We start from the raw sequence: 25453 nt of genomic DNA, 5'->3' as shown, positions 1-25453 counted from the left end.
AAAGTCCCGGCCTGTCGCGACTTTCGCCGAATAGGTGACTTGTACGATTTCGCGAAGATCGATCCGTTCGTGATCATCTTTACTGGCGTCAGGAACCCCCGGGAACGGGGGCGTTGACGCCCACGGCTGTGTGGGGTGTGGCTTGTCGCAAGTGCCGAAGACGACCGGAGAACCGGCCGGCATACCGAGGGGAGGAGTGGAGGAAGGGACGGAGAGGGCACAGGAAGAAGCCCGAACCCCCGGACAGATATTCACCCCGCGCACCGGTTCGGCCCGCTCCGCCGCCGACACCTCGGATGACGCGACCTCCGGCCATGACTCGCCCTCCGGCTCCGGGTCGGCCTTCGACTCCGGCTCGACCTCCGGCTCCGGGTCGACCTCCGGCTCCGGGTCGGCCTCCGGCTCTGGCTCGGCCTTCGGTTCAGGCTCGGCCTTCGAGCCTGGTCCCGCCTCCGGCCCTGGCCCTGCCTCCGGCTCCGGCTCGGGCTCGGGTCCGACCTCCGGCCCTGGCCCTGCCTCCGGCTCCGGCTCCCGTACCGGGCGCGGGAGTCTGGTCGTGCGGCCGTACCGGGATCCGCTCGTCCTCGGCCCCCTGTTCCGTGACGAGGGACCGGCCGGCTCCCGCACCGCGACCGCCGCGGGCCCGAACGCCGCCCACGGCCCGGCCGCACCTGGCGGCCCGCGCGGCCCCCGCGGCCCCCGCCGGTCCGGCACCGCACCGGCGGACCCGGACACCCTTCGGCAGGCCTCCGTCCGCGCGGCCATACCCCGGCCCGCACCTCCGGCCACGGCCACGGCGGCGGCCCCGGCCCACCCCCGGACCCTGCCCGCCGTGCTCGACCCCGAGCTCACCGAACACCCCGCGCGGGCCTGTTCCGGCTGGTGGGCCGTGCTCACCGCCGCGCTCGCGACGGGCGGCGCCGCCGCCCTCGCCCGGTTCGAGGAGCTCCGCCCCTCCGCCTCCCCCTCCCCCGCCGAGGCCTGGCCCCTGGCCGTCGTCGCGTGCTGCGCGCTCCTCACACTCGCCGCGCTCGGCGGACTGCGGCGCGGCCGCGCCGGCCAGGCCTGGTCGCTGACCCTCTTCGGCCGCTACCGCGGCACGATCCGGCGCACCGGCCTCATCTGGTCCAACCCCCTGCCCCGCCACACCCGCGTCGACGTCCGGCTGCGCCACTGGCGCAGCGAGCCGCTCTGCGTCGTCGACTCCGAGGGCACCGCACTGCGGTCCGTCGTCCTCGTCGTATGGCGGGTCAGGGACACCGCCCGCGCGCTGCTGGCGGTCGACGACCACATCGCGTACCTGCGCGGGCAGGTGGAGTCCACGACCGCCCGGGTGCTGTCCCGGATGCCCGCGGACTCCTTCGGCCCGGAACCGGACGGACCGGAAACCCTGCGCGACACCGAGGCCGTCGGCGACGAGCTGACCCGGCTGCTCGCCGCCGAGTGCAAGGCCGTCGGCGTCGAAGTCTTCTCCGCCCGGCCGCTGCACGTCGAGTACGCCCCCGAGGTCGCCGCCGCGATGCAGCGCCGCCGGGTCGCCTCGATCGACGCCCGGCACCGGGACTCCGTCCTCACCTCCGTGCTCGACGCCGTCGACGACACCGTTCACCGGATGTCGGACCGCGGGCTCGTGAGCCTAGACGACTACGAACGCAAGGCCCTGGTCAAGGACTTGACCGTGGCCTTCTACACGGCGCGCGGCCCTGCCGCCGACGCGCGTTGACAACACCCCTGATGGATAAGGAATCTTGTATGCGCACGCCCGAGTTCACCGAAGAAATACCCGACAGCTGTGACTGCACCGGCTGCGCGCGCGGCACGACGGCCATGACGGCCGCCGCGACCCGCCGCCGTCGCTGCACCCTGCGCGGCGCCGTGGTCGCGGCCGTCGGCGCCACGCTGCTGATGGGCACCGGAGTGGGCGCCGCGTCCGCCGAGCCGGCCCCCGCGCACGCGGGCTGGGACGGTTCGAAGTACTGGTACAAGGACGCGACCGGCTGGTGGCGCTGGACGCAGCACTACAGCAAGTACGTGGCGAACAGCGGCGGTTCCTCCGCCGCCTCTTCCGCCTCTTCCTCGTCTGCCTCCTCCGCCTCCGTACGCACCTCCGAGCCGACCTTCCGCGGCCGCGCGGGCTGGGACGCGACGGACCGCGTGTACTGGTACAAGGACGCCACCGGCTGGTGGCGCTGGACCCAGCACAAGGACAAGTACGAGCGCTTCGCCGGCGGCTCCGGCTCCGGCTCCGGCTCGTCCGGTTCCTCGGGCTCTTCAGGCCCCTCGGGCTCCTCGGGCTCCTCCGGAACGCCGATCCGCCAGGGCACGGAGGGCGCCATCTCCTTCGCCAACAGCCACATCGGCGACCCGTACGTCTGGGGTGGCAACGGCCCCCGCGGCTGGGACTGCTCGGGCCTGGTCCAGGCCGCGTACCGCTCGGCGGGCATCACCCTCCCCCGCGTGGCCTCCGATCAGTACCGGGCCACCACCCCGATCTCCCGCTCCGAACTGCGCCGCGGAGACCTGGTGTTCTGGACCTCGAACGGCAGCGCCTCGGGCATCCACCACGTCGCCATCTACCTCGGCGACGGCAAGTACATCGAGGCCCCCCGCCCGGGCAAGCAGGTCCGCGTCTCCAACTTCAGCGCGTACAACCCGAACATGTACGGCCGCGTCCGCTAAGAGGCGCCTCCGTACTGTAGGTTCCGAATAGAGATGTCGTTGTCCGAGTGACTTGTCATTGACTTGTCGTCCGACCCGCTCGGCTGAGTCTCCACCCGGTTCGGTGCCCCAGCGTCATGCTGGGGCACTCTGGTCCAGTCCTTCGGTTGGTTTGCCCGCCTTTCCGCCCAGGCTAGCGCTGGTGGGGGCCAGTGTCCTGGTGTCGAAGACATCGGACACGAAGGGGCGGCCATGGGGACTGGTGCAGGCGTCGAGGACGCGACAGATAGCCGGACAGTCCAAGCCACGTATCGGCGGAGCAACGGACGGCTGGCGGAGGCCGAGCTCGACCGGATCTCGGTGGACGAGATCGCCGGCGGACTCCCCGTACGCGAGTTCCGTTGGTACCGGGGCCGGAAGCACTATTCGGGCTGGTACCACGCATCGACAACGGGCCGGATGGTGGCCTACGAGAGCCGGTTGGAACTCGCCCGCATCCTGATCGCCGACTTCTCCAATGACGTCACGGAGATCGCGGCCCAACCCTTCCAACTGGTCGGCTCGGACGGTACGCGCATCCGTCGCCACGTTCCCGATCTGTTCCTCGTCCATGCCGACGGTCTGGTGACTGTCGTGGACGTCAAAGCCCCCTCTCGCATGAAGGATCCCAAGGTGATCGCACAGTTCGACTGGACACGCCAGGTGTGTTCACGTCGCGGCTGGGTCTATGAGACCTGGTCGGGAGCCGTGCCTGCCGTCGTGGAGAACGTGCGCTTCCTGGCCGGCTACCGGCGCCGCGACCTGGTGGAGACCTCGCTCATTGCGCGAGTTCTGGAGGTCGCCGTGGACCAGCCGACGATCGGCGGCGCGGAGGCCACGCTGGCCGGACAGCCGCGCGAGATCGTCCGTCCGGTCATCCTGCACTTGCTCTGGTCCGGCAAGCTCGTCACCGACCTGCGTGCTCCACTGAACCGTGCGAGCCGAATCCGGGTAGCGGCATGAACGCCTACGCAATGACACTCTTCCCGGGGGCCCGGCTCTTCTTCGGCGGTGACGTCGTCGAGGTCGTGGACATCGAGGGCTTGCACGCGACGATCCGCAACGAACGGACCGGCGAGTACAGCTCCGTTCCATTCGGGCGGCTGGCCGCTGGAGCCCGGTCGATCGGTGATCCTGCACCGGCCGCCGCGGACGGGGTTGGCATGCTGCTGGCTGGCTTGTCGGCCTACCAGCGTCAGCGGCTGGAGAAACGGGCGGGGCACGTCCGTGAGGTGCTCAGCGGCTACCGGTCAGGGCACCCAGGCCGTGCTCTGCCGGCTGAGCCCAGGCCCGCCTACGGTCCCGATCTTCCGCTGAAGGACCGGACTGCGGCCAAGGCGGCTGAGCTAGGTGTTTCGGCTCGCACGCTTGAGCGGTGGTTGACCGCCTACCGGGAAAGCGGCGAGGCCGGTCTCGTCGATGCCCGCGCGGGGAGGACCTCAAGCGTCGATCCCCGGTGGGAGGAAGCGGTGCGCCGGGTGATGGCGGAGTCGGTGACCGACTCGACCCCGACGAGGTCGGCCCTGCTGCTGCGGGCCGAGGAACGCCTGAACGGCGAGTATGGCAAGGGGAGTGTTCCGGTCCCGTCCCGGAGCACGGCCTACGCCCGGCTCGCCTGGCTGGCCAAGGGCACGAACGCGGTCTCCGGCAGTGCCAAGGCCCGCCGCTCGATCGCGGAGAGGCCGCAGGGCACTTACGGGCGGCTGCGGGCCACCCGGCCCGGTGAGTACGTCGTGCTCGACACCCAGGACCTGGACATCTACGCCATGGAGCCGGTGACCTGCCGCTGGGTTCCGCTTCAGCTCACCGTCACCCAGGACCTGTTCTCACGCTGCATCGTCGGCCTGCGGGTGACGGCCTGTTCCACCAAGGCGATGGACGTCGCTGGCGTGCTGTTCGAGGCGGTCTGCCCTCCGCTGGAGGACACGGTCCGGCCCGCGCTGGCCCCCTACCACGGACTGTGGGACGAAGTGGTGTTCAGCGAGGACAGACTCGTGCCGGGCGGCGGGTTGTGTCCGCCGGAGACGCTGGTCATCGACCATGGGCGAGCGTTCATGTCCGCGCACGTGATCGGCGTCTGCACCCGGCTGGGGATGTCCATTCAGCCCGCCCAGCCGAAGAAGCCCACGGATAAGCCGACCGTCGAACGCTTCTTCCGCACCTTGCGGGAGGGGCTGATCCAGCACCTTCCCGCCTACAAGGGGCCCGACGTCCACAGCCGCGGCCAGGCGGTCGAGGACGCCGCGTTCTTCTTCATCCACGAGGTGGAGGAGATCATCCGCGAGTGGATCACGGAGGTCTACCATCGTCGTGAGCACGACGGGCTGGTCATCCCGCAGTGGCCGAAGCTGTCGCTGTCCCCGCTGGAGATGCTGCGCATCGGTCTGGCCCGCGCCGGACGGCTCCGCATGCCGGCCTCTCCGGACTTGGCTTTCCAGTTCCTCGCGATCAAGCCGCGCACCGTCCAGCACTACGGGGTCGAGGTCGATGGCCTGCGTTACAACGGGCCCGCGCTGGACGGCTACCGCAATGCGCCCAGCCCCTATCCCGGCCTCGGACGGCAGTGGCCGATCCACGTCAACCCCGACGACGTGCGGTTCGTCTACTTCCAGGACCCGGCCGACGACTCCTGGCATCCGCTGCTCTGGGAACACGCCCCTGCGCTGAAGATGGCCTTCAGCGGGGAGGCCGCCGCCTATGCCCGCCGTCTGGCCGCACGCGAGGGCCGGCACATCGACGCCTCGCAGGCGCTCGTGGATCTTCTTGCCCGCTGGGACCAGGGCATGGTCACCGACCGGCGCGAACGCCGCATGTCGGTGCGGCTGTCGGCAGAACGTGTCGCTCTGTCCCTGCCGGTGCTGCCCGAACAGTCCGGCCCCCTGACGCCTCCGGAACTGAAGTTGGTGCCCGAGCTGCCGGCCGGAGACAGCGACGAGGAAGACGAACTGTTCGATGCGCCCGAGGGCGACGACTTCTACGCCGACGCCTTCGAGGTGATCGAGTGAGGCAGCCCAACCTGTTCAGCCTCTCCCGCAAGGAGGGTTGGCGCCGCTTCGCCGACGCCCCGCCACGGCAGCGGCCCGAGACACTGAGCCGGGCCCAACTGGCTGCGCTGGGCGAGGCGGCAGCCGAGGACTACAACGACTCGCGGCACGACTGGCACGCGAACTTCGGCATCGTACAGACGCCGCAGCTCGCGGGCATCCACGACGAACTCGAACAAATCGTGGCCAGCAACCGGCAAGACGGCGACCGCATCCGCTCTGCCGCCGTCATCGACGCGCTGCCGGGCCTGGGCAAGACCACCATCGCCAACCTGTTCGGCCGCGACTTCGACCGCCAGCAGATGCGCCGTCTGTCCACGGTCACCGAGGCCGGACACGAACGCATCCCCGTCTTCCGCGTCGGTCTGACCTCCAACACCACCCTACGAACGCTGAACCGGATGATCTGCGAGTACTACGGCCACCCTGCCACCGACCGGGCGAACGCCGCCGCCCTGGCCAGTCACGCCCTGGACTGCGTCCTGTCCTGCGAGACCCAGCTCGGCATCATCGACGACATCCACTTCATCGACCTGGACCGCCGCGACGGCCTGGCCGTGTCCAACCACCTCAAGTGGCTCGCCAACGAACTGCCGGTCACCTTCATCTATGTCGGTGTCGGCCTGGCCGAGCGGCGGTTCTTCGCCGACGGCCTGACCGGCAAGAACGTGGCCCTGGCCCAGACCGCACGACGTTGGACCCGCCTGGGCGTCGATCCGTTCCGTCTCGACACCGACCACGGGCGACGCCACTGGAAGAGCCTCATCAAGTCAACCGAACGCCAGCTCGTCCTCGCCGAGCACCGGCCTGGAATGCTGCTGCGCAACGCCGACTACCTTTTCGAACGCACCAGCGGCCACATCGGGTCGTACTTCACGCTGCTCATGCGCGGCTGCTACCGCGCGATCCGCACCGGCACGGAAGCCATCACCCGCGAAGTGCTGGACGGCATCCGGCTCGATGAGGCATCCGAGCAGGCACGCAAGCAGCTGGCCGCCACCATCGCCCACGCGAAGATCACCTCCGCGCTCGGTGATGCCTCGTGACCGAGACACGGGTGCTGCCCCTGCGGATGCCGATCCTGGACGGCGAGAGCCTGGACAGCTGGCTGGAAGCGCTGGGCCGCCGCAACGGCCTGACGTTCTCCGCGTTTCTGCGCGTCCTGGGCCTGCCCCGGCGCTACCTCACCCGCCTGCTGGTCAGCGACCTGCCCGTCTCGGTGCTGCGCGAGCTGGAGGTCCGCACCGGTCTTCCGGCCGGCCATCTCGATCGGGCGGTGATCGGCAGTGGCTTTCCCTTCGGCCCCCGGCGGCAGCGGCGATGCCGGTTCTGTCCCCAGTGCCTCGCCGAACGGGAGGGACGATGGCTGCTGAAGTGGTGGCTGCCCTGGACTTTCGCCTGCACCGTCCACGAGGCCCTGCTGCACGACACCTGTCCTGGCTGCGGCGAAGGAGTACGCGTCAGGCTGCCGGGCCACACCCTCCGGTTCCCGGCGGGAACCTGCACCCTCGGATCCCGGCTCGCGTCGGTCTGCGGCACCGACCTGACCAGCGCCGAGCTTCTGCCGTTGGGCTCCGATCATCCGTTGCTCGCCGCCCAGCGCCGCGTCGACATCCTGCTCGCCGCCCCGTCCACGGCCCACACGGTGCTGGCCGACCTGAACCAGTGCACGTCATGGCTGATGCACACGATCGACGACAACGACATCCAGGCGATGGGCCTGGTGATCCGAGAACGTTGGCACCGCCGGCCGCTGGCCACACGGACTCCCGCCGACCGGGTCAAGCCGCTCGGCGCCGCCGTGAGCGGTGTCATCGCCCACGCGGCTCTGCCCTTCCTCGACACATCCGACGACGCCTTCGCCGCCCACGCTATCCACGGCCTGCGATCCCGGCGTGACACCCCGAACAAGGTGATCCCCCGGGGCATGACCGCGGAGCAGTGGTCCCAGCTCTCACCTGGCACACAGCGCCTGTTCCTGCACGCCGGCGACCAGATCATGGGCGCCCTGGACCGCGTCCGCTTCTCCTCATCCACCCCACGCGCCCGCGTCCCCGCACCCGGTGATCACAGCGCGAGTGCACGCATCCGGCACGTTCCGCAGCTCCTCTGGCCCGGTTGGACAGTGCGGCTCATGCCCCGGGAGGGGATGCAGGAGAACCTGTTCCGCGGCATCGCGGCCGCACTACTCCTGCTGCCCGGGGAACCGGTCCTGCGGGCACGCGGCGTCACCGATCGGCTGGGACCGCACCTGCCGAACGCCATGACCGTCACCTTGCAGCGAGCCCTCAAGTCCGGGTGCCCAGACGTGCTCACCGCGCTTTGCAACCTCGCCCACCACCTCGACGACCACGGCAGCCCCATCGACTACGAACGCCGGCGGCGCCTCATCCCCGCGGCCCCGATCAGCCCCGACCAGTGGCGCGAGCTCTGTTTCCGCACCGGCACCCAGCCCGGTGAACAGCTCAGCGCCAAGACCACCCAGGTCCCCCGCTACCTCAACGCCCAGCGCTACCTCAACCAGCTCCTCACCGGCGCCGACCTCACCGATCCACGCCACTCCCTCGCCCTGCGATCCGCGCCCGACCGCTCCCGGTACTTCGCCTTCCCGCCCTCTCTGACCCTCGACCAGCGAGACGCCCTCCATCAGCACGCGATCGACATCCTGGACGACCTGAACATCGACGAGCCCCTGACCTGGGAACCGCCACAACAATGCGCCGATGGACTCGACCTCCCCGGCCGACACCTCGACGACATCGACCTGGAAGAGGTACGCCGCATCGCCATCACCGAACAGCGGGCCCCCCGAGAGGCAGCCAGGGCACTGGACACCACCCTCACCCATATCCGGTTCGCACTCGAACAGGTCCCCCGCGAACCCCGCGAGTGGGGCAGGTCATCGAGTGTCGGCTCCTGGCGCCTCCACCAGCGGGCCAAGGACGTCCTCACCACGGCCTTCCTGCAACGCCAGTACGTCGACGGCGACAAGACCCTGACCCGCATCGCACAGGAGACCGGAATCCCCCGCCACATCGCCGTCGTCCAAGCCCGCGCCCTCGGCTTCACCGTCCGCCGCACCCGCAAGCCCTTCCCCATCGACGAGACATGGCTGCGCGAGCAATACCTCACCCATAAGCGCTCGACCCTCGACATCGCCGAAGAACTCGGCACCGAAGACGAGACGGTCCGCCGACGCCTCAAGCACCTGAAGATCCCCCTGCGCCCCCCAGGAGTGCACAGCCGCACCATCATGACCGCCAAGATCGACACCAGCCTCCCCCGTGACGTCCGGCTGGCCGTAGAAGGCACCCTCCACGGCTGGCTCCGCCTCCACCGCTTCCAGATCGCCATGCGCTTCCCGTCTCTCGACAGCGCCGGCCACCACCTGAAGGCCGAACCCAACGCGCTGGTCACACAGTTCAAGCGACTGGAACGCGACATCGGCACGAAGCTCTTCGACCGGGCAGCCTTCGGCAGCCCTCAGCAGCCCACCAAACAGGGTCGTCGGCTGCTGCGCGGGCTCGAATCGGACCAAGTCCAGGCCCTCATTACCGCCTCGCTCCGCCACGACCACATCACGACCCCGCCCGACGATCACGCCTTGGAAGCCGCCCATGCCAGATTCAGGGTCCGCCGCAATCCCGGCCCACCCTCCCCCTTCAGCGACATCGCTGTCGAGCGCATCCGCATCAGCAGGCCGACGCTCATCCTTCTGCGTGACCTGCTCACCCGACCGCAGGAGGAGTTCTACGGAGCCGAGGTCGTCGCACGCACCAGGCTCGATCCAGGAACGCTATATCCCCAGCTCAAACGGCTTGAATGCGCAGGATGGCTCACCAGCCGCCCGGAAGGCGACGTTGCTTGGATGAGCCGAGCCACCCCAGGCCGCGGACCCGGTAAGCGTCGCACCTTCTATACGTTCACGGCTGAGGGCCGACGCGCCGCCCGCCACGAAACCCAACGCCGCACTGCGGCCTGAGCAAGCCGACAGCCCCTTCTGGACAAAACCACGCCAAGAAGGCTGGAAAGCGCTCCAGAACGCCTACGATCCCGAGCGCAACCCAAGAACACTGTGTTCCACCACGCCCGAGGGAAGATCACTCTTCCCCGAAGACCGGGCAGTCAACTCCACGAGACCGGCCCGGAGGTCGGCGGCGGGCTCCCCAAGGACGATGGCGCTGATGATCAGCTCCATCATCAGGCAGTCATACTCGTCGCCCATGCCCCGATAGCGCTCACCATCGGCCTCCACCACAGCAGAGGCGATCCTCCTCCCGCCGCCAGCCACGGGGGCAAAGGTCGCTTGATAGACACCGTGACCGGTCCAACTCCGATGCATGAACAGGACAGCGCCTTCAGCGAAGACGTTCCACTTCTCATCCATGTCCCGGGCTCGATAACCCTGCCGGATCCGGTCCCAGTCCTCGTCAGTCCAGACCCGATCCGGCAACTGAGAGACCGGGCTGGGCACGTTGATCGGCTGGAGCCGCCGGAACGACTCTCGGGTGAGCGGGACATCGGCAGTCATGACGCCATCCTACGGATGCACCGCTTCAACAGGACGGCGACCTACCTCCAAGAGCAGGCTCCCTGGGCAAAGAGCGAACCTCAGCCAACTTCCGGACGCGTCCGCTGCGTCCTGAACAGCGAATCAAATCACCGGTCACCCTCTGGATGTGGATCACGACTACCGGTCGCCTTGGCGATCGAGATAGTCGATCAGTTTCGCCTCGCTGCGGCGCAGTCGAACACACTCGTCCGCAGGCAGGGATCCCAGCGCGTCGACGAGAACACGCGTTCGGGGAATCTGGACCATCGCACCGGAGTAGATCCGGCACCCGGAACACCATGCCAAGCCGACGCACCGCTCGAACATCGAGGACTCAGGCTCATAGAGGCGGAACTGGTAGGAGCGGACGGGTGTCCCGCAGGCAGCGCAGATTCGGCGATCGCCGTGCCTGACCGTGTCCCAGGTCGCGACCTTTACCCAGCGCTGCCGCCCAGTCGGTGCTCTTCAAGTCGTCATGCGCAGCACTCTCTCATGGCCACCATCAGATGGGTCTGTGCACTGCCCGAACGGGCCGTCTCCGCTGAAGAATCCGACACGTTCGCTGGACGAATGAGCTGACAAGTCACCTGGACAACCATCAAAGCCGCAGGTCAGCGCAGGGCCAGGCGGCAAGCCAAATCGGAACCTACACGTACGGGCCACATGTGAGACGGCCTCTTCTCATCGCCCTGTCCTTCGCTCGGCCGGTTGGACGGGGCGATGAGGAGTCCACTCTCCTGGCCTGCCCCGGCGAACCCTGTAGTGGGCCGCCCGGAGATGGATGTCAGACGTGGCCGGGACGATGCTCCACATGGATCTCGTACACCCGCTCGACGGCTTGGGTGCCCGCCCCTGGCCCTCCTCGTCCCATGCGTACGGCAGCGCCGGGGACATCCCCGATCTGCTGCGGGCACTCACCGGAACCGACGCGGATGCGGCGGACGAGGCGCTGTCGGACCTGTACGGCAGCCTGCTGCACCAGGGGACGGTCTACCCCGCAAGTGCGCAAGCGGCGCCGTTCCTTGCCAGGATCGCGGCAGCCGGTCACCGCACAGCCGACGTCCTGGGGCTGCTCGGCGGGATGGCCGAGAGCGAGGACGAGTACGGCATGGCACCGGGTTCGGTACGGGCGGCCGTGGCCGAACAGCTTCCGCTGCTCCTACCGCTGCTGGCCGCCGCCGATCCGACCGTCCGCCGGACCGCCGCCTGGGCGGTCTCCCACACCCGCACGACCGAGATCGCGCTGCCCTCACTGCGTACGCGCTGGGAGGCGGAAACCGAACCCGCCGTGCGCGCGGAGGTGCTGGCCGGGGTCGCCCGGCTCGACCCGCAGGGCGGCGCCGCGCTGGCCGCCACCCTCCTGGGCCCGTCCCAGCCCGCCGAGGTGCGCATGGCCGCCCTCTTCGCCGGCCTCGACGCGGACGCCCCGTGGACCGAGGCCATGCACACGACGGTGCTGTCCCTGCTGCCCGCCGACGCTCTGCGCTCCGACCTCGACCTCGAACGCGGCGAGCCGCTGACCGCCGTCGTCGAGGCGCTCCTGGGCCGGAGCCGCCCCACGGAACGCGAGGCGGCGTTCGCGCTGGTCGATGCGGCTCTGCACGATGACCGGGCCGAGGTACGGACCGAAGGCCTCTGGGCGGCCGACCGCGCCTGCATGCTCTCCCGCGGTGCCCCGCGGCGACTGGTGCGGAGTCTGCGTGCGGCGGCCGTCGACGAAGAGTCGGTCGTCGACATGGCATCCCTCCTCGGCCGGCTGGGCAACGTCGCCGCACCGGCCGCGGACGTCCTCGCCGCACTCGCCCGAAGGAACCCGAACCATGACGATGACGACGCGGACCGGGCCCTGGCCGCGCTCGTGCTCATCGCGCCCGCACAGGCGGCCCCGCTCCTGGCCGCCGGCCTCGAACGGCGCCCACGGGCCCTCGACGCGGCCGCCGGGTTCCGGAGCCCGTTGGACTCCGCCTTCCCGTTCGATGCCGCCCTCCTCGACGCGGTGCGGGTCCGCCTCTCCCGGCCCGAGGCCCTGAGGGGCAACGAGCCGTGGCAGCTGGCGAACCTGCTGGCGGGGTGGGGCGCCGACGCGGCGCCGGCGCTGCCCGAACTGTGCGCGGCGCTCCCGCGTTATCCCCAGGCCTCCAGGGCCGTCGCTTGCGTGGCCACCAGCTGCGCTCCAGCGGATCGCGTCCAGGCCGTCACCTCATTGCGGGCAGCGGCCGAACAGGGAGTCCTCGCCGCCGCGAAGGCCTTGTACGACCTCGTCGGCGAGCGCGCGCCCCTGCTGCACTGCCTCGAACAGCACCTTCGGCGTGGAGCCGGTCAGCTCAGGGAGGCCGCCGGGATGGCCGGTGCGCTCGGTCACCAGGGAAGGGCGCTGGCGCCGGCCCTGCGCGAGGCGCTCAGCGGATCCGACGGCGGTACCACGCCCGCGCTGGACACGGACACGGCTCTCGCCGAGGCTCTGTGGCGCGTCACCGGGGAAGCGGACGGGGCGGTCGCCATTCTGGACTCGGTCTTCGCCCGCGCCGAACGCAACCCCTGGTCCCGGTGGTCGGTGGTGCGGGCCGCCCGTGCAGCGGCGCTCCTCGGCGCGGCGGGGCGGCCGCTCGCCGCCCGTCTGGAAGCCGCCCTCGACGATCCGGTGCAGGCGCCGGCAGCCGTGGTGGCCCTCACGGCCGTGGCGGAACCCGCCTCCTTGGACCTCACGGCGCTCGCCGCGGCCGCCTTGCGGTCGGCCGCATCGGACGCCGATCCGGCGGGTGCCTGCGACGCCCTGGAAGCCCTCGGCGCCACCGCCCTGACCGGCGACCACCTGCGCCGGCTTGCGGCCCTCGCTGACAGCGACGCCAGGATCGTCCGCTCGGGAGTCGAAGACCGCATCATCCACCAGGACGAAGCCGTCCGAACCCGCACCCGGACACTCTTCAACGCCTTCGCGGCCCCCGCGGCACCCTGACCGGACAGGCACCGTCGTCCACGCCGGCATACGAGTCCCCGGCGGTCTCTGCTCACTTCGCCGGAACTCTACGTATCGCAGGCGTCGACCGTGTGAGGTCCGTGACCGGGGTCGGCCACGCGACGTCATCGATGGCGAGCCACGGCGCGGCGGCCACGGCCGTGGGTGTCGCCCCGGTGAAGGCCTTGACCTCGCGGTGGAGGTGGGCCTGGTCGGCGTAGCCGCTCGCGGCCGCCACCTGGGCGGCGGCGTCACCGGCCGCGAGGAGATGGGCGGCGTGGTCGAAGCGCACGAGGCGGGCGGCCTGCTTGGGGGTGATGCCGATCTGGGAGCGGAAGCGGGACCACAGGCGCTTGCGGCTCCATCCCACCTCGTTCGCCAGGCCGTCGACGCGCACCCGTCCCCGGCTGGTGAGCATCAGCCGCCAGGCGGCGGCCACCTCCGGATCCAGCGACGGTCGGGACGGTCGGGCGCTCGCCCGTCGGCCGAGGGCGTCGGCCGCGATCGTGAACCGCTCGTCCCACGACGGGGCGGCCCGCAGCCTTTCCTCGGTTCGTCCGGCGTCGCGGCCCCAGACGTCCTCCAGGGAGACCACCGTCCCGCTGAGGTCGGCCGATGCGCCGAGCACCGCAACCGCCAGGGCCGGTGACAACCGGATCTGAAGGCACTCGATCCCGCCGGCCGCCCGGCTGCCGAGCCGGAGGTCGCCCGGCACCAGCCCGACGACCGTGCTGCCGCACACGCGCCGGCCGTGGGCGTCGTGGGCAAGGCTGTCTTCGCCGCTCAGGTCCACGAGCAGGGTGACCGAGGGGTGCGCGACCATGGCGATGTCCACGTGCACCGGATCACGTTGGCGGAACCCGGCCATGCTGACACCCGGCAGCCGGCCCGGCTGCCGGGGCACGGCGACCTCCACCGACGCCCAGTCGGGTGGTGGTGCGGTGGACCTCACAGCGTCAGGGTAGGCGATGGGGGTCAGCGGCTCGCCGCCGCGAAGCGCAGCAGCAACTCACCGGTGGCCTGCGGAGCTTCGAGCATGGGGAAGTGCCCGACGTCGGGCAGCTGCTCGACCCGTGCGCTCGGCACCGTGTCGTAGTCGTGCGCCGAAGACGGGTCCCAGCGCGGGTCGGCAGCGCCGAAGATCACCAGCACCGGGACGTCGAGTGCGCTCAGGCGTGCGGGGACGCTCCTTTCGGCGATGTACGCGCTGTTCTCGCGCATCACCGTCCTGAACGTGCGGTAGTCGATGCCCCGTACCTCGGCGACCAGGTCGTCCGGGATGTCCACCGGGCGGTTGCACACCGCGGTCATCCCCCGGCGGATCATCCCGTCGGATCGGACCCTCCACAGGAGCGGGCCGAACGGCGGGTCGAGCAGGACCCGGAGGACGGCGGGCTGCGGCAGGAGCGCGCCGAGGCTCGGGCCACTGCTGATCAGTGCGAGCGAACCCACCAGGTCCGGGCGCTGTTCGGCGAGGGCGGTGGCCATGTAGCCGCCGCTGGAGTGCCCGGCCACGGTGACCGGACGCAGGCCGAGCTCATCGAGCGCCGCGGCCAGGACGGCCGCCTGCTCGGGCACGCCGTACGAGGGCGCGGGCCCCGACCGGCCATGACCCGGGAGGTCGATCCAGATGACGTGATGCCGGCCCGCCAGTGCCGGCACCACGGGGCCCCAGGAGCTGCCGGAGGCCCCCGACCCGTGGACGAGCACCAGCGGCGGCGCCTCCCGCGGGCCGTCGTGGACCACGTGCATCCCATGCGTTCCGTGCATCCCGTGCACGTGCCTAGCGTCGTAGATACCCATGCACCGGAGGATGGCCGGGCCGCCGCCCTCGGTCTTGTACGAATGTCGCCCCGGGCCCGAGACACAGCACCGGACCTCCCCGGGGGCCATCGGCCCTCGGGGAGGTCTTCGTGTCGTGCGGGACCCTACTGGTTGCCGTTACCGGCGGCCGGACCTCCGTCCGAACCCTGGTCGGTACTGGCTCCCGGTCCTACCGGGGGCACGATCAGCGAGGTGACCGGCGCCGGGGTCGGCGGGGGCGGCGGCGGGGGCGGGGGCGCCTGGGTCGGCGGGGGCGGCGGGGGCGGCGGGGGCGGCGGCGGGAGTTCGGGCTCCGGCGAGATCAACGGCGGGGGCGTCAGCTTCGGCTTCGGCGGCTCGGGCCGCGCCGAGGTCGCGGGGGGCTCCTGCGCCTCCGAGGGCCGCAAGGGCGTCGGCGCCACCGCGCTCTTCGAGGGCGACGGCGTCGGCGACGGCCGGTCCGCGGACGCGGAGGTGGAGGTGGAGGCCGACTCGGACACCGACGGCGAGACGGAGGGCGAGACGGACGGTGACTCGGAGGGGGACTCCGAGGGGGACTCTGACCCGGTCACCGACGCCGATACGGACTCCGAAGGCGACGCCGAGGGCGACTCGGACGGGGACTCCGAGGCCGACTCCGAAGGCGAGACCGACGGGGACTCCGACGAGGACTCGGACGGGGACTCCGACGGAGACTCGGACGGCGACACCGACGGCGACGGCGAGGTCGGCGACGGGGAGGTGACCGTCGGCGAGGGCGAAGTGACCGTCGGGGAAGGCGAAGTGAAGGTCGGGGACGGCGACGTGAACGTCGGCGACGGCGGCGGGGTGGTGAAGATCGGGGTCGGGATCACCGGCGGCGGGACCGGCCTGTCGTGGCGGCCGCGGTGGTCGCCCCGGTCACGCTCGAACCAGCGGCGGTCGTGGTAGTCGTAGATCACGAACTTGTTCACGATGGTCACGGACGGGGCGATGACCACGACCTGCGAGGGCTGGTACGAGGTCCAAGGCTGTCCGAACCGCTTCGGGTTGGCCTTCAGCGCCACCGGCGGCCCCAGCGGGTTGCCGCAGGCGCACCGCACCCGCGGCACGCCCCGGTCGTCCACGAGCACGGCGGTCCCGGCCTGGAGCACGGACTGGTAGCTGGTGGAACGGCCGTCCACGTAGCCGTGGTTGGTGACCCGGGTGTCCACCCGGAGCTGGAGCGGGGTGAGGGAGCGCAGGTACCCCGGCACGGCCGTCGGCGCGATGCCGAGCGACGAGGCGAAGGCGGCGTTCTTGGCGGGCTGCGCCGAGAGCACCCGGATCTGCTTCTCGACGTCGCAGGCGGGCACCGCCGGCGTGCCCCCGTACAGCTCGGGCGAGGCGCCGCTGACACTGCGGGTGGCCGTCGTTCCCGTGGGCGACGGCGCCTTCGACTCCGGCTTCGACGGGACCTGCGACTCGGGCTTCGAAGGCGGCGGGGTCTCGGGCGGCGCCGTGGCCTGCTTGGCGGCGGTGGACTCGGTGAAGGGGTCGGGCCCGGAGGCCGCCGCGGGCTGCAGGAAGACCTCGTTGCCCGCGGAGGTGGTGGTACCCCCGCCCCCGCTGGGCCTGGTCAGTACGACGGCCAGGGTCACGGCGGCCGCGATGGCGACGATCGTGGTGGCGAGCCGGGGTACGGAGCGCCACCAGGGCTTGTGCGGGGGCTCGGGGGGCCCCGGGGGCACCCCGCTCCCGGATCCTCCGGGAGGGGCCGGCGGCGGAGGGGGCGGAGGCCCCTCCCGACCCCCGGAGAGGGGCCCGGACGGCGGGCCCGTGGGGCGCCCGGACGAGGACGACGGCGGCTGCGAGGGCGGCTGTGACGGCTGTGTCGGCCACGGCGGCTGCTGGCCGGAGGGTTGAGTGGTCACGGGCTCTTCTTCCCAGGCGGAGGGGTTCCGGTCCCCTGTGGACGTTCCGCTGCGGACCCTTCGGTCGTAGCCGGACCCTTCGGTCATTGCGGGACCCTCGGGTCGTTGCCGGACCCTTGGGTCGTTGCCGGACCCTTGGGTCGTAGCTCCGTGGACGGTCCGTGGAGGTTCCACGGACCGTCCGTTATGGAGCTTCCACGGGTCATCAGCGGAAATCTCCGGATTTCATGCACTCCTGGCGACCATTGTGTGCGCCGTCCGGGTGGTGGCCGCAAGCGGAGCTGCCTACGGTGGCAGGGTGAGCCCTACAACGGCACCGGCCGCGCGAGCCTGGCGGGACGCCCTCGTCGTGGTTCTCGCGGCCTTCGCGGTGATGGCCGCGATCGCCGCCGCGGGGCTCGCCCTCGCCGGCGCCGGGGATCTGCCCGGCGGCGCGTTCCCGCACGTCGTGGCCGCCGTCGTCCTGATGGCCGCGGGCGGGTCGGTCGACGTGACGGGCGGGGCCGGCTTCCTGGCGGGGGCCGACGCGAGCCTGTCCGTACTCCCCCTCTCCGTCAGCCTGGCCGGCGCGCTGACCGCCGGCTGGCTCTTCCTGCGCCCGCTGCACAACCGTGCGGTGGCGGGCGTGCGCGAACTCCTCGCCCGCGCCGTGCCCTTGGTGATCCTCTGGCTGGCGGCGCTGACCGGTGTCGCCCTGCTGTCCTGCCAGAACTTCGCGGTCTCCACCGGCGATTCGGTCCTCGGTGACATCGGCGAAGTCCTCGACGCCGGCCCCACCGTGGGCTTCGAGGCCGCGATCCCCGCGAGCCTCGGCTTCGGACTGCTGTGGATTCTGGGCCTGTTGCTGATCTCCCTGCTGGTGTCGCGGCGCGCGCCGCTCCCGGCGGGGCTGGTCCGTTTCCACGCGGCGGTGCGGCCGGCGGCGTTCGCCGTGGTCGCGCTGCTCCTCGCCTACGTCGCCCTCGGGATCGGCGTCGGCCTGGTCGTGGCGGGGACCCAGGGGCACGCGGACCGCACCCTGGCGGTGATCCTGCTGGGCCTGCCCAACCTGGTCTGGCCCGCCCTGACCCTCGGCTTCGGCGGGGCCTGGGAGGGCAAGGCCGAGGGGCCGTTCGGACTGCCCGTACCGCAGGTCCTGGACGAGGTGCTGCGCGTCACCGGCAAGGGCTCCGGCACGACTCCGGACCTGTCCACCATCGATGTGGCCTCGCTCGCGGAGCGGGACTCCCGGGCGTGGTGGCTGGTCGTCCTGGCCGTCGTCCTCCTGCTCGCCGCCGGCGCCCTGGCCGCCGCCCGCTCGCCCGCGCACGTCCGCCCCTGGCAGCACGCCCTCCACCTGGCCGTCGCCCTGGCCCTGGCCACCCTGGTGGTCTGCCTGCTGGCCCGGATCCAGGCCCAGTTCGGCCTGACGCTACTCGGCCTCGGCGACGTGGACGACCTCAGCGGCGAGGTGGAGCTGCGCCCGCTGCTCTGGCGCACGGTCGGGCTCGCCTTCCTCGCGGGCGCCGTGGCGGGCTTCCTCGGCGCCCTGTTCCCCCGCCGCCGGGGCGAACCGGGCCGCCGGACCCCCGCCGAGCCTGCCGCTCCGGCCGGTCCCGCCGGTCAAGCCGGTCCCACCGCCCGCTGACCAGGCCGCCCGCACCCGCACCGGAGGCCGGGCCGACCACCCCGATCACCCGTTGCGCCGTTCGAGTGAACAGTCGCAGATCGTCTCATCGGGGGATCGTTTCCGCATGACACGCTCGTCTCCGTGAACATGACCAAAGGCCTGTTCCGGCCGCTTCACGCCGCTGGCCTGATCGCCCTCTCCGCGCTGGCCCTGACCCTCTCCACCGCCCTGCCCACCCAGGCCACCGGCCCCGGCGCCCGCCACCTCTCCGGCGACACCGGCCGCAAGGACGCCTCCGCGCAGGCGGTGTCCGTCAGCAGGGTGTTCTGTCCGCGCGGCACGGCCGTGCAGTCCGGCGGGTACTCCACCACCCACTGGGACCACGGCCGCGACGGCACCCTCCGGCACACCGTCCTGGCCTCCCACCCCGTCGTCGACGCGGACGGCCGCAGGGGCTGGTACGCCTCGGCGGCGCACGCCGAGGTCACGGCCCACGTCGTGTGCACGCCCTCCCCCGAAAAGGGCTGACCCGCAGGCAGGGGACTAGGGCCTGTATTGAGTCGTGATCGGTTTGTCGGATCCGCCTTCGCTGTGAGGGCGGATCCGGTAGTCCGGTACACATGACACGTGATCAACTGACGGACGACGAGTGGGGGTTCGTCGAGCCGTATCTGCCGGTCGGTGAGTACGGCCCGTATCCAGAGCGGCTGCGGCAACAGTTCGAGGGCGTGATCTGGAAGTTCCGCTCGGGAGCGCAGTGGCGGGAGATGCCGGGCCGATTCGGCGCCTGGTCTACCGTGCACAACAGGTTCAGGCAGTGGCGGGACGCCGGAGTTTTCGAGGCGCTGCTGGAGGGGCTGATCGCCGAGGCGGCCGGGCGGAGCAGGGTGGATATGTCGCTGGTCAGCGTTGACTCCACGACGGTCCGTGCCCATCACGACGCGGCCGGAATGCGTCTGGAGGAGGACGTTTTGGACGCTCTGGAAAAGGCCGCCTTCGAGGCGGAGGCGGCCCGGCAAAAGGGGGCGGCGCGACGGAACAAGACGGACACGGCGACGTCGCTGATCCCGGCCGGCCCGAACGGCGGCGCGTCCGGCGACGGCGCAAGCTCCGCTTGAAAGCTGCTTTGCTCGGGCGCTCACGAGGCGGACAGACCAGCAAGATTCACCTGGCTGCCGACCGCAGGTGTCGGCCCCTGGCCCTGATCCTGACCGCAGGGCAGGCCGCGGACAGCCCGCAGTTCATCCCCGTGCTCAACAAAGTGCGGGTCCGCGGGCCCGTTGGTCGTCCCCGCACCCGGCCCGGCGCAGTCGCCGCAGATAAGGCCTACTCGTCCTGCGGCAACCGCGCCTACCTGCGCAAACGCCGCATCAAGGCAGTCGTACCGGAGAAGAAGGACCAGGCCGCCAACCGGAAGAACAAAGGCCGCAGGGGCGGCCGGCCACTCACCCACGACGCCGACCTTTACAAGGAGCGGAACACCGTCGAGCGCCTGATCAACAAGCTGAAGGCCTGGCGAGGCATCGCCACTCGATACGACAAAACACCCGAGAGCTACCTCGCCGGCCTCCACCTGCGCGCCTCAATGATCTGGATCAAGGACCTCACCCGGACCGGCCCTTGATCACGACCGAATACGCGCCCTAGGGCCTGTCGTCGGGACGCCCGAGCACCGCCACGGCCCTAGAACACCGGCAGCGCCCACCTGGGCGGTGGTGGCGGCGGCCCGTCGGAGGCCGCCCGGGCGGGCGGGCGGACGAACGCCGCCACTCCGGGGCCCGCGCCCTCCCCGGCGCCCGCCCGCCGCAGCGCCCCCGTGAACTCCAGGCAGCTCCCCCACCGGTCCTCGGGCGCCTTCGCGAGGGCCCGCGCCAGCACCTCGTCCACCCCCGGCGGGAGGCCTTCCCGCCGCGAGGACACCGCCGGCGGCGGATCGTACTGGTGGGCCCAGAGCAGCGCCATGTCGTCGTCGCGCTCGAAGGGCGGGCCGCCGGCCAGGGTTTCGTAGACCACGCACGCCAGGCTGTAGACGTCGCACCGGCCGTCGACCGGCTTCCCGGCGATCTGCTCGGGCGCCACGTAGTCCAGCGTCCCGACGAACTGCCCGACGCTGGTGAACCCGGTCAGTGACAGCGATTTCTTCGTCAGCCCGAAGTCCGTCAGGTAGACGTGCTCGGGGTGTTCGCTGTCGGTACCGCCCGCGACCAGGATGTTGCCGGGCTTCACGTCCCGGTGCACCAGGTCGTGGGCGTGCGCGGCGTCCAGGGCCGAGGCGACCTGGCCGGCGATCCGGGCCGCCGCCTCCACGGGCAGCGGGCCCGTCCGGTCCAGCATGGCCCGCAGGTCCTGGCCGGGGACGTACCGCATGGCGATGTACAGCAGCCCGTCGGTCTCCCCCGCCTCGAAGACGGGCACGATGTGCGGGTGGTCGATGGCCGCCGCCACCTTCGACTCGTGCGCGAACCGCTGCCGGAACACGTCGTTGCGCGCCAGTTCGGGTGCGAGGAGCTTCAACGCGACCGTACGGTCCAGCCGGACGTCGTGCGCCCGGTAGACGACCGCCATCCCGCCGCGTCCGATCTCGGCCTCCACCACGTACCCGGCGATCCGCCGCCCCCGCAGGTCGGACTCACGCCCGCGGAACGGCTCCGCACCCGCATCGGAGCCCATCAGCCCGCCTCCGGCCGGGGCAGCTCCACGATCTTCGTGGGTTCGTGCGGAACATGCGGAACATCTCGTACGTCGCCCTGGCCCTCGGTGTCGGCCTCCTGCGGCGGCGTCTGCGGCGCGGGCGGGGCACCGGGTCCCGCGACGACCGCGTAGGTGGCCAGGCGGGTCCCGTCCCCGTACATCCACCGTCCCGCCGTCTCGTCGTAGAGCCACACGGACTCCCCGTCGACGACGACGCCGACCCGCAGTCCCCGCAGGGACCGCCGGAAGGATTCGGGGTCGAGCCGCCCGGCCGCGAGGTCGGTGACGGCCCGCCGGTAGCGTTCCAGTTCCTCCGCGCACCGGGTGAGCAGCGGCTGCGGGTCCTCGACGCGCGTCAGCGGGCGCCCGCCGGTCGGCGGGGGCTGCGGCACCGCGAGGAGCAGGCGTCCGTCCACCCAGGCGGACCACCCGTTGGCGCAGAGGATCTCCCCCCATTCCCCGCGCCGGGTCAGCAGCCGTACGGGGAGGAAGGCATCGAGCGGCGTCGTGGGGCGGGACAGGTCCGGGGTCTCCCACGCGGGGAGTCCGTCCTGCGGGACGATGTGGGTGGGCCGGAAGTCCGCGGCTTGGCCGGGGCTGGTCATCGCGGCTACTTCCGCATGATGGCCGGCTCGTGGCGGCGCAGCACCCGGCCCACGAGCACGCCGAACAGCACGGCCAGGCCCGCGAGCGCCCCCACCTCCATGAGCCACAACCGGGGTTTGTGGTCGAACATCGGATCCTGTGTGATCTTGCCGGGGACGATGGCGCCGAGGTCGATGGTGGCCGACATCGCTCCCATGGCCCAGCGGGCCGGCACGAACCAGGCGAACTGTTCGATGACGGGGACCCCGGTGAGTTTCAGCAGGGAGCCGCAGAAGACGACCTGCACGATGGTGAGCAGGACCAGCAGCGGCATGGTGACCTCTTCCTTGGACACCAGGGCGGAGATCAGCAGTCCGAGCACCATGGCGGTGACGGACAGCAGGGCGACGACGAAGGTGATTTCGATCAGCGGGGGCAGGAAGAGGCCCTTGCCGCCCGGGGCGTTGGTCTTGACCCCGGCGAGGCCGACGAGGGTGAGGACCACCGCCTGGGCGATGGTGATGGCGCCGAGGACCACCACTTTGGACATCAGGTAGGCCGACCGGGAGAGCCCCACGGCGCGTTCGCGCTGGTAGATGACGCGTTCCTTGACCAGTTCGCGGACGGCGTTGGCGGCTCCGGTCAGGACCCCGCCCACGCACAGGATGAACAGGGCGTTGAGCGCCGTCTCCGCGGTGAGTTCGCTGCCGGCCAGGGCGCGGGCCATGGCGCCCATGACGAACGGCAGGGCGACCATGATGATCAGGAAGGTGCGGTCGGCGCTGAGCACGGCGGCGTACCGCCGGATCAGGGTGGAGAGCTGCGAACCCCAGCTCTGCGCCTTGGGCGGCGGCTTCGGCGCGATGCCCGCGGCCCGGTCGCCGGCCCCCGCGAGCGGGACCCGGCCGGCGACGTCGACGTAGCGGCGGTACAGCGGTGAGGCCCGGTGTTCCCCGGCCCAGTCGCGCTCGCGCTCGTTCTCGAAGGCTTCGAAGGCCTCGGGCCACTGGTCGAAGCCGAAGAAGCCGAGCGCCTCGTCCGGAGGCCCGTAGTAGGCGATGCGGCCGCCGGGCGCGAGGACCAGGAGGCGGTCGCAGACGCTCAGGTTGAGCACGCTGTGGGTGACGACGATGACGGTGCGGCCGTCGTCGGCGAGGCCGCGCAGCATGTTCATCACCGAGCGGTCCATGCCCGGGTCGAGCCCGGAGGTGGGTTCGTCCAGGAAGAGCAGGGACGGCTTGGTCAGCAGTTCCAGGGCGACGGAGACCCGTTTGCGCTGGCCGCCGGAGAGGCTGTGGATGGGCTGGTCGGCGCGCTGCTGGAGGCCGAGTTCACCGATCACCTCGTCGACCCGGGCCTCGCGTTCGGCCTTGGCGGTGTCCTGCGGGAAGCGCAGCTCGGCCGCGTAGGCGAGGGCGCGGCGGACGGTGAGCTGGGCGTGCAGGATGTCGTCCTGCGGGACGAGGCCGATGCGGCTGCGCAGTTCGGCGTAGTCCCGGTAGAGGTCGCGGCCGTCGTAGAGGACGGTGCCGTGGTCGGCCGGGCGCAGGCCGGTCAGCGCGCCGAGCAGGGTGGACTTGCCGGCGCCGCTGGGGCCGACCACCGCGAGCAGGGTGGTGGCGCCGACGGGGAACGAGACGTGGTCGAGGAGGGTCTTGCGGCCGTTGTCGACGGCCACCCCGAGGTCCTGGACGTCGAGGGAGACCTCGCCGGTGTCCACGTACTCCTGCAACTGGTCGCCGACCAGGCAGAAGGCGGAGTGGCCGATGCCGACGATGTCGCCCTCGCCGATGGCGGCGGTCCCGGTGAGGCGGGCGCCGTTGACGTACGTGCCGTTGTGGCTGCCGAGGTCCGCGATCTCGTACCTGCCGTCGGGGCGGGCGTGCAGTTCGGCGTGGTGGCGGGAGACGACGAGGTCGTCGATGACGAGGTCGTTGTCGGGGGCGCGGCCGATGCGGACGGCGGCCCGGGGGGCCAGCGGGCGGACCGAGGTCGGCCGCCGGAAGGTGCTGGTCATGTCCGGGCGGGAGACCGAGGAGGGCCGGGAGGTGGTGGCCGGTTCGGCGAAGCGGACGCGGGGTCCGTCGGCGGCGCTGCCGAAGCGCAGTTCGCTGCCGACGCCGACCGCCCACTCGTGGACGCGGTGGCCGTCGACCCACGTGCCGTTGGTGCTGTCCTCGTCCTCCAGGGTCCAGTGGTCGCCGTCCGGACGCAGGATCGCGTGGTGCCAGGAGACGCGGGCGTCGTCGAGGCAGATCTCGCAGAGGGGGTCCCGGCCGACGTGGTACGTCCGGCGCGGGCTCATCGCGGTGGAACCCCTGTCCGTTTCCAGGAGGAGCTCTGGCGCGGTCGGCACACCGGGGCGCTGGGCCATGGGGCGATTTTCCCACGATCCGGAGCGCCCGGCATAACCGCAGGTCAGGCAGCCGTTATGGGTAATGACAACGGTCCCCGTTGCAGCCTTTGCCCATCGCCGTGAGGTGCGCTTCACTTCAGGCGAAGCGGAACGCGCAAGCGATTCGCCACGACCCACGGGGGACACCATGAGCGCGCACGATCACGCGCCGCACGACCACGGCACCGTCGGCCCCGAGGGCCACGACGGTCACGAGGGTCAAGGTCACGGGCACGGGCACGCGGGTCACAGCCACGGGGTCGCCGCGGACGCGGACCGGCGCTGGCTCGGCATCGCCCTCGGTCTGATCGCGGGCTTCATGGCCATCGAGGTGGTCATCGGTGTCCTGGCGCACTCGCTGGCCCTGATCTCCGACGCCGCGCACATGCTGACGGACGCCGTCTCGATCGTCCTCGCGCTGATCGCGATGCGGCTGGCCGCCCGGCCGGCGCGCGGTGGGTTCACGTACGGCCTCAAGCGCGCGGAGATACTCTCCGCGCAGGCCAACGGCCTCACCCTGCTGCTGCTGGCGGTCTGGCTGGCGTACGAGGCCGTACGGCGGCTGCTGGATCCGCCGCCCGTGGAGGGCGGGCTGGTGCTGGTGACGGCGCTGGCCGGCATCGTCGTCAACATCGTGGCGGCCTGGTGCATCTCGAAGGCGAACCGCACCTCCCTGGCCGTCGAGGGCGCCTACCAGCACATCCTCAATGACCTGTTCGCCTTCATCGGCACCGCGGTCGCCGGTCTCATCGTGCTCACCACCGGTTTCCGGCAGGCCGACTCGATCGCCTCGCTCGTCGTGGTCGTCCTCATGGTCAAGGCGGGCTACGGACTGGTCCGCGAGTCCGGCCGGATCCTGCTGGAGGCCGCTCCGGCCCACGTGGACCCGGACACGGTCGGCGACCGCCTCGTCGGGCAGCCTCCGGTCACCGAGGTCCACGACCTGCACATCTGGACCATCACCTCGGGGCAGGCGGCGCTGTCCGCGCACGTGCTGGTGGCGCCGGAGGGCGACTGCCACGCCGTGCGCCGGGACCTGGAGGCCCTGCTCGCGAAGGAGTACGGGATCACGCACACCACCCTCCAGGTGGACCACGCCCAGGACTCCTTCCTCACGGTCGGCCGCCCCGGTGAGGACCGGGCGGACTCGCACTGCGCGGACGCCCACGGCCCGGTCCACCGCCAGGGCCCGCACGACCACTGAGCCGCCGCCCGGGCCCGCACGACCG

General features: G+C 71.4%; 16 protein-coding genes and 2 pseudogenes. 11 read left to right on the top strand and 7 right to left on the bottom strand.

What is annotated here, in order from left to right:
• Positions 1–556 precede the first annotated feature (556 nt).
• From AC3IX6_RS35085 to AC3IX6_RS35060, 6 genes are all read left to right on the top strand, one after another.
• The gene (locus tag AC3IX6_RS35085; RefSeq protein WP_489367306.1) at positions 557–1723 is read left to right on the top strand and encodes an SPFH domain-containing protein; all 1167 of its coding nucleotides are present in this window, start codon (positions 557–559) and stop codon (positions 1721–1723) included.
• A gap of 29 nt (positions 1724–1752) precedes the next feature.
• Positions 1753–2679, top strand: coding sequence for a C40 family peptidase (locus tag AC3IX6_RS35080; RefSeq protein WP_489367305.1), 927 nt, complete (start codon positions 1753–1755; stop codon positions 2677–2679).
• Between the two features lie 231 nt (positions 2680–2910).
• Positions 2911–3660: a TnsA-like heteromeric transposase endonuclease subunit gene (locus AC3IX6_RS35075; protein WP_489367304.1), complete on the top strand. Its 750-nt coding sequence runs from the start codon at positions 2911–2913 to the stop codon at positions 3658–3660.
• Positions 3657–5702, top strand: coding sequence for a Mu transposase C-terminal domain-containing protein (locus AC3IX6_RS35070; RefSeq protein ID WP_489367303.1), 2046 nt, complete (start codon positions 3657–3659; stop codon positions 5700–5702). The genes AC3IX6_RS35075 and AC3IX6_RS35070 overlap by 4 nt, the downstream gene beginning before the upstream one ends.
• Positions 5699–6787 (top strand): TniB family NTP-binding protein, encoded by a 1089-nt coding sequence (locus AC3IX6_RS35065; protein WP_489367302.1) that lies wholly within the window; start codon positions 5699–5701, stop codon positions 6785–6787. Before AC3IX6_RS35070 ends, AC3IX6_RS35065 begins: the two co-directional genes overlap by 4 nt.
• On the top strand, positions 6784–9723 hold the full coding sequence (locus AC3IX6_RS35060) for a TniQ family protein (RefSeq protein ID WP_489367301.1): 2940 nt from the start codon (positions 6784–6786) through the stop codon (positions 9721–9723). The genes AC3IX6_RS35065 and AC3IX6_RS35060 overlap by 4 nt, the downstream gene beginning before the upstream one ends.
• A 63-nt stretch (positions 9724–9786) precedes the next feature.
• On the opposite strand, the gene AC3IX6_RS35055 is transcribed toward AC3IX6_RS35060, so the two are convergent.
• A complete protein-coding gene (locus AC3IX6_RS35055; protein ID WP_489367300.1) occupies positions 9787–10272 on the bottom strand; it encodes a hypothetical protein in 486 nt (161 codons plus the stop codon).
• An 832-nt stretch (positions 10273–11104) separates the two neighbouring features.
• On the opposite strand from AC3IX6_RS35055, the gene AC3IX6_RS35050 reads away from it, so the two are divergent.
• A complete protein-coding gene (locus AC3IX6_RS35050) occupies positions 11105–13249 on the top strand; it encodes a hypothetical protein (protein WP_489367299.1) in 2145 nt (714 codons plus the stop codon).
• A gap of 52 nt (positions 13250–13301) precedes the next feature.
• Here the strand turns inward: AC3IX6_RS35050 and AC3IX6_RS35045 are convergent, their stop codons facing one another.
• The 3 genes and pseudogenes from AC3IX6_RS35045 to AC3IX6_RS35035 form a co-directional block, all read right to left on the bottom strand.
• Positions 13302–14201 (bottom strand): helix-turn-helix domain-containing protein, encoded by a 900-nt coding sequence (locus AC3IX6_RS35045; RefSeq protein WP_489367298.1) that lies wholly within the window; start codon positions 14199–14201, stop codon positions 13302–13304.
• A 23-nt stretch (positions 14202–14224) separates the two neighbouring features.
• Entirely contained in the window at positions 14225–15052 is an 828-nt protein-coding gene (locus tag AC3IX6_RS35040; protein ID WP_489367297.1) for an alpha/beta fold hydrolase, read from the bottom strand.
• Between the two features lie 521 nt (positions 15053–15573).
• Positions 15574–16944: pseudogene (locus AC3IX6_RS35035) on the bottom strand (DUF6777 domain-containing protein); the annotation flags it as partial.
• A 298-nt stretch (positions 16945–17242) separates the two neighbouring features.
• Here AC3IX6_RS35035 and AC3IX6_RS35030 point away from each other — a divergent pair.
• The 3 genes and pseudogenes from AC3IX6_RS35030 (at position 17243) to AC3IX6_RS35020 (ending at position 20177) form a co-directional block, all read left to right on the top strand.
• Positions 17243–18571, top strand: coding sequence for a streptophobe family protein (locus tag AC3IX6_RS35030; protein WP_489367296.1), 1329 nt, complete (start codon positions 17243–17245; stop codon positions 18569–18571).
• A 123-nt stretch (positions 18572–18694) separates the two neighbouring features.
• Positions 18695–19081, top strand: coding sequence for a hypothetical protein (locus tag AC3IX6_RS35025; protein WP_489367295.1), 387 nt, complete (start codon positions 18695–18697; stop codon positions 19079–19081).
• A gap of 92 nt (positions 19082–19173) precedes the next feature.
• Positions 19174–20177 (top strand): annotated as a pseudogene (locus AC3IX6_RS35020) (IS5 family transposase).
• A 59-nt stretch (positions 20178–20236) separates the two neighbouring features.
• On the opposite strand, the gene AC3IX6_RS35015 reads toward AC3IX6_RS35020, so the two are convergent.
• Genes AC3IX6_RS35015 through AC3IX6_RS35005 form a run of 3 tightly spaced genes read right to left on the bottom strand, consistent with a single transcriptional unit; the run spans position 20237 to position 24203 of the window.
• Positions 20237–21223 carry a serine/threonine-protein kinase gene (locus AC3IX6_RS35015; protein ID WP_489367294.1) on the bottom strand — a complete coding sequence of 329 codons (987 nt, stop codon included), beginning with the start codon at positions 21221–21223 and terminating at the stop codon, positions 20237–20239.
• The gene (locus AC3IX6_RS35010; protein WP_489367293.1) at positions 21223–21849 is read right to left on the bottom strand and encodes a hypothetical protein; all 627 of its coding nucleotides are present in this window, start codon (positions 21847–21849) and stop codon (positions 21223–21225) included. The genes AC3IX6_RS35015 and AC3IX6_RS35010 overlap by 1 nt, the downstream gene beginning before the upstream one ends.
• Positions 21850–21854: 5 nt before the next feature.
• Complete coding sequence (locus AC3IX6_RS35005; protein ID WP_489367292.1) at positions 21855–24203, bottom strand: ABC transporter ATP-binding protein/permease; 2349 nt, start codon at positions 24201–24203, stop codon at positions 21855–21857.
• Between the two features lie 169 nt (positions 24204–24372).
• On the opposite strand from AC3IX6_RS35005, the gene AC3IX6_RS35000 reads away from it, so the two are divergent.
• Positions 24373–25428, top strand: coding sequence for a cation diffusion facilitator family transporter (locus AC3IX6_RS35000; RefSeq protein WP_489367291.1), 1056 nt, complete (start codon positions 24373–24375; stop codon positions 25426–25428).
• Positions 25429–25453: the final 25 nt, after the last annotated feature.

It is taken from the genome of Streptomyces sp. GL_141 (genome assembly GCF_057834385.1).
This window is presented reverse-complemented; position numbering and strand designations above follow the sequence as displayed.

Coding starts and splice junctions, on each gene's coding strand:
- AC3IX6_RS35080 (WP_489367305.1), top strand. CDS start 1,753: ATGCGCACGCCCGAGTTCACCGAAGAAATACCCGACAGCTGTGACTGC.
- AC3IX6_RS35075 (WP_489367304.1), top strand. CDS start 2,911: ATGGGGACTGGTGCAGGCGTCGAGGACGCGACAGATAGCCGGACAGTC.
- AC3IX6_RS35070 (WP_489367303.1), top strand. CDS start 3,657: ATGAACGCCTACGCAATGACACTCTTCCCGGGGGCCCGGCTCTTCTTC.
- AC3IX6_RS35055 (WP_489367300.1), bottom strand. CDS start 10,272: ATGACTGCCGATGTCCCGCTCACCCGAGAGTCGTTCCGGCGGCTCCAG.
- AC3IX6_RS35050 (WP_489367299.1), top strand. CDS start 11,105: ATGGATCTCGTACACCCGCTCGACGGCTTGGGTGCCCGCCCCTGGCCC.
- AC3IX6_RS35040 (WP_489367297.1), bottom strand. CDS start 15,052: ATGGGTATCTACGACGCTAGGCACGTGCACGGGATGCACGGAACGCAT.
- AC3IX6_RS35015 (WP_489367294.1), bottom strand. CDS start 21,223: ATGGGCTCCGATGCGGGTGCGGAGCCGTTCCGCGGGCGTGAGTCCGAC.
- AC3IX6_RS35010 (WP_489367293.1), bottom strand. CDS start 21,849: ATGACCAGCCCCGGCCAAGCCGCGGACTTCCGGCCCACCCACATCGTC.
- AC3IX6_RS35005 (WP_489367292.1), bottom strand. CDS start 24,203: ATGGCCCAGCGCCCCGGTGTGCCGACCGCGCCAGAGCTCCTCCTGGAA.
- AC3IX6_RS35000 (WP_489367291.1), top strand. CDS start 24,373: ATGAGCGCGCACGATCACGCGCCGCACGACCACGGCACCGTCGGCCCC.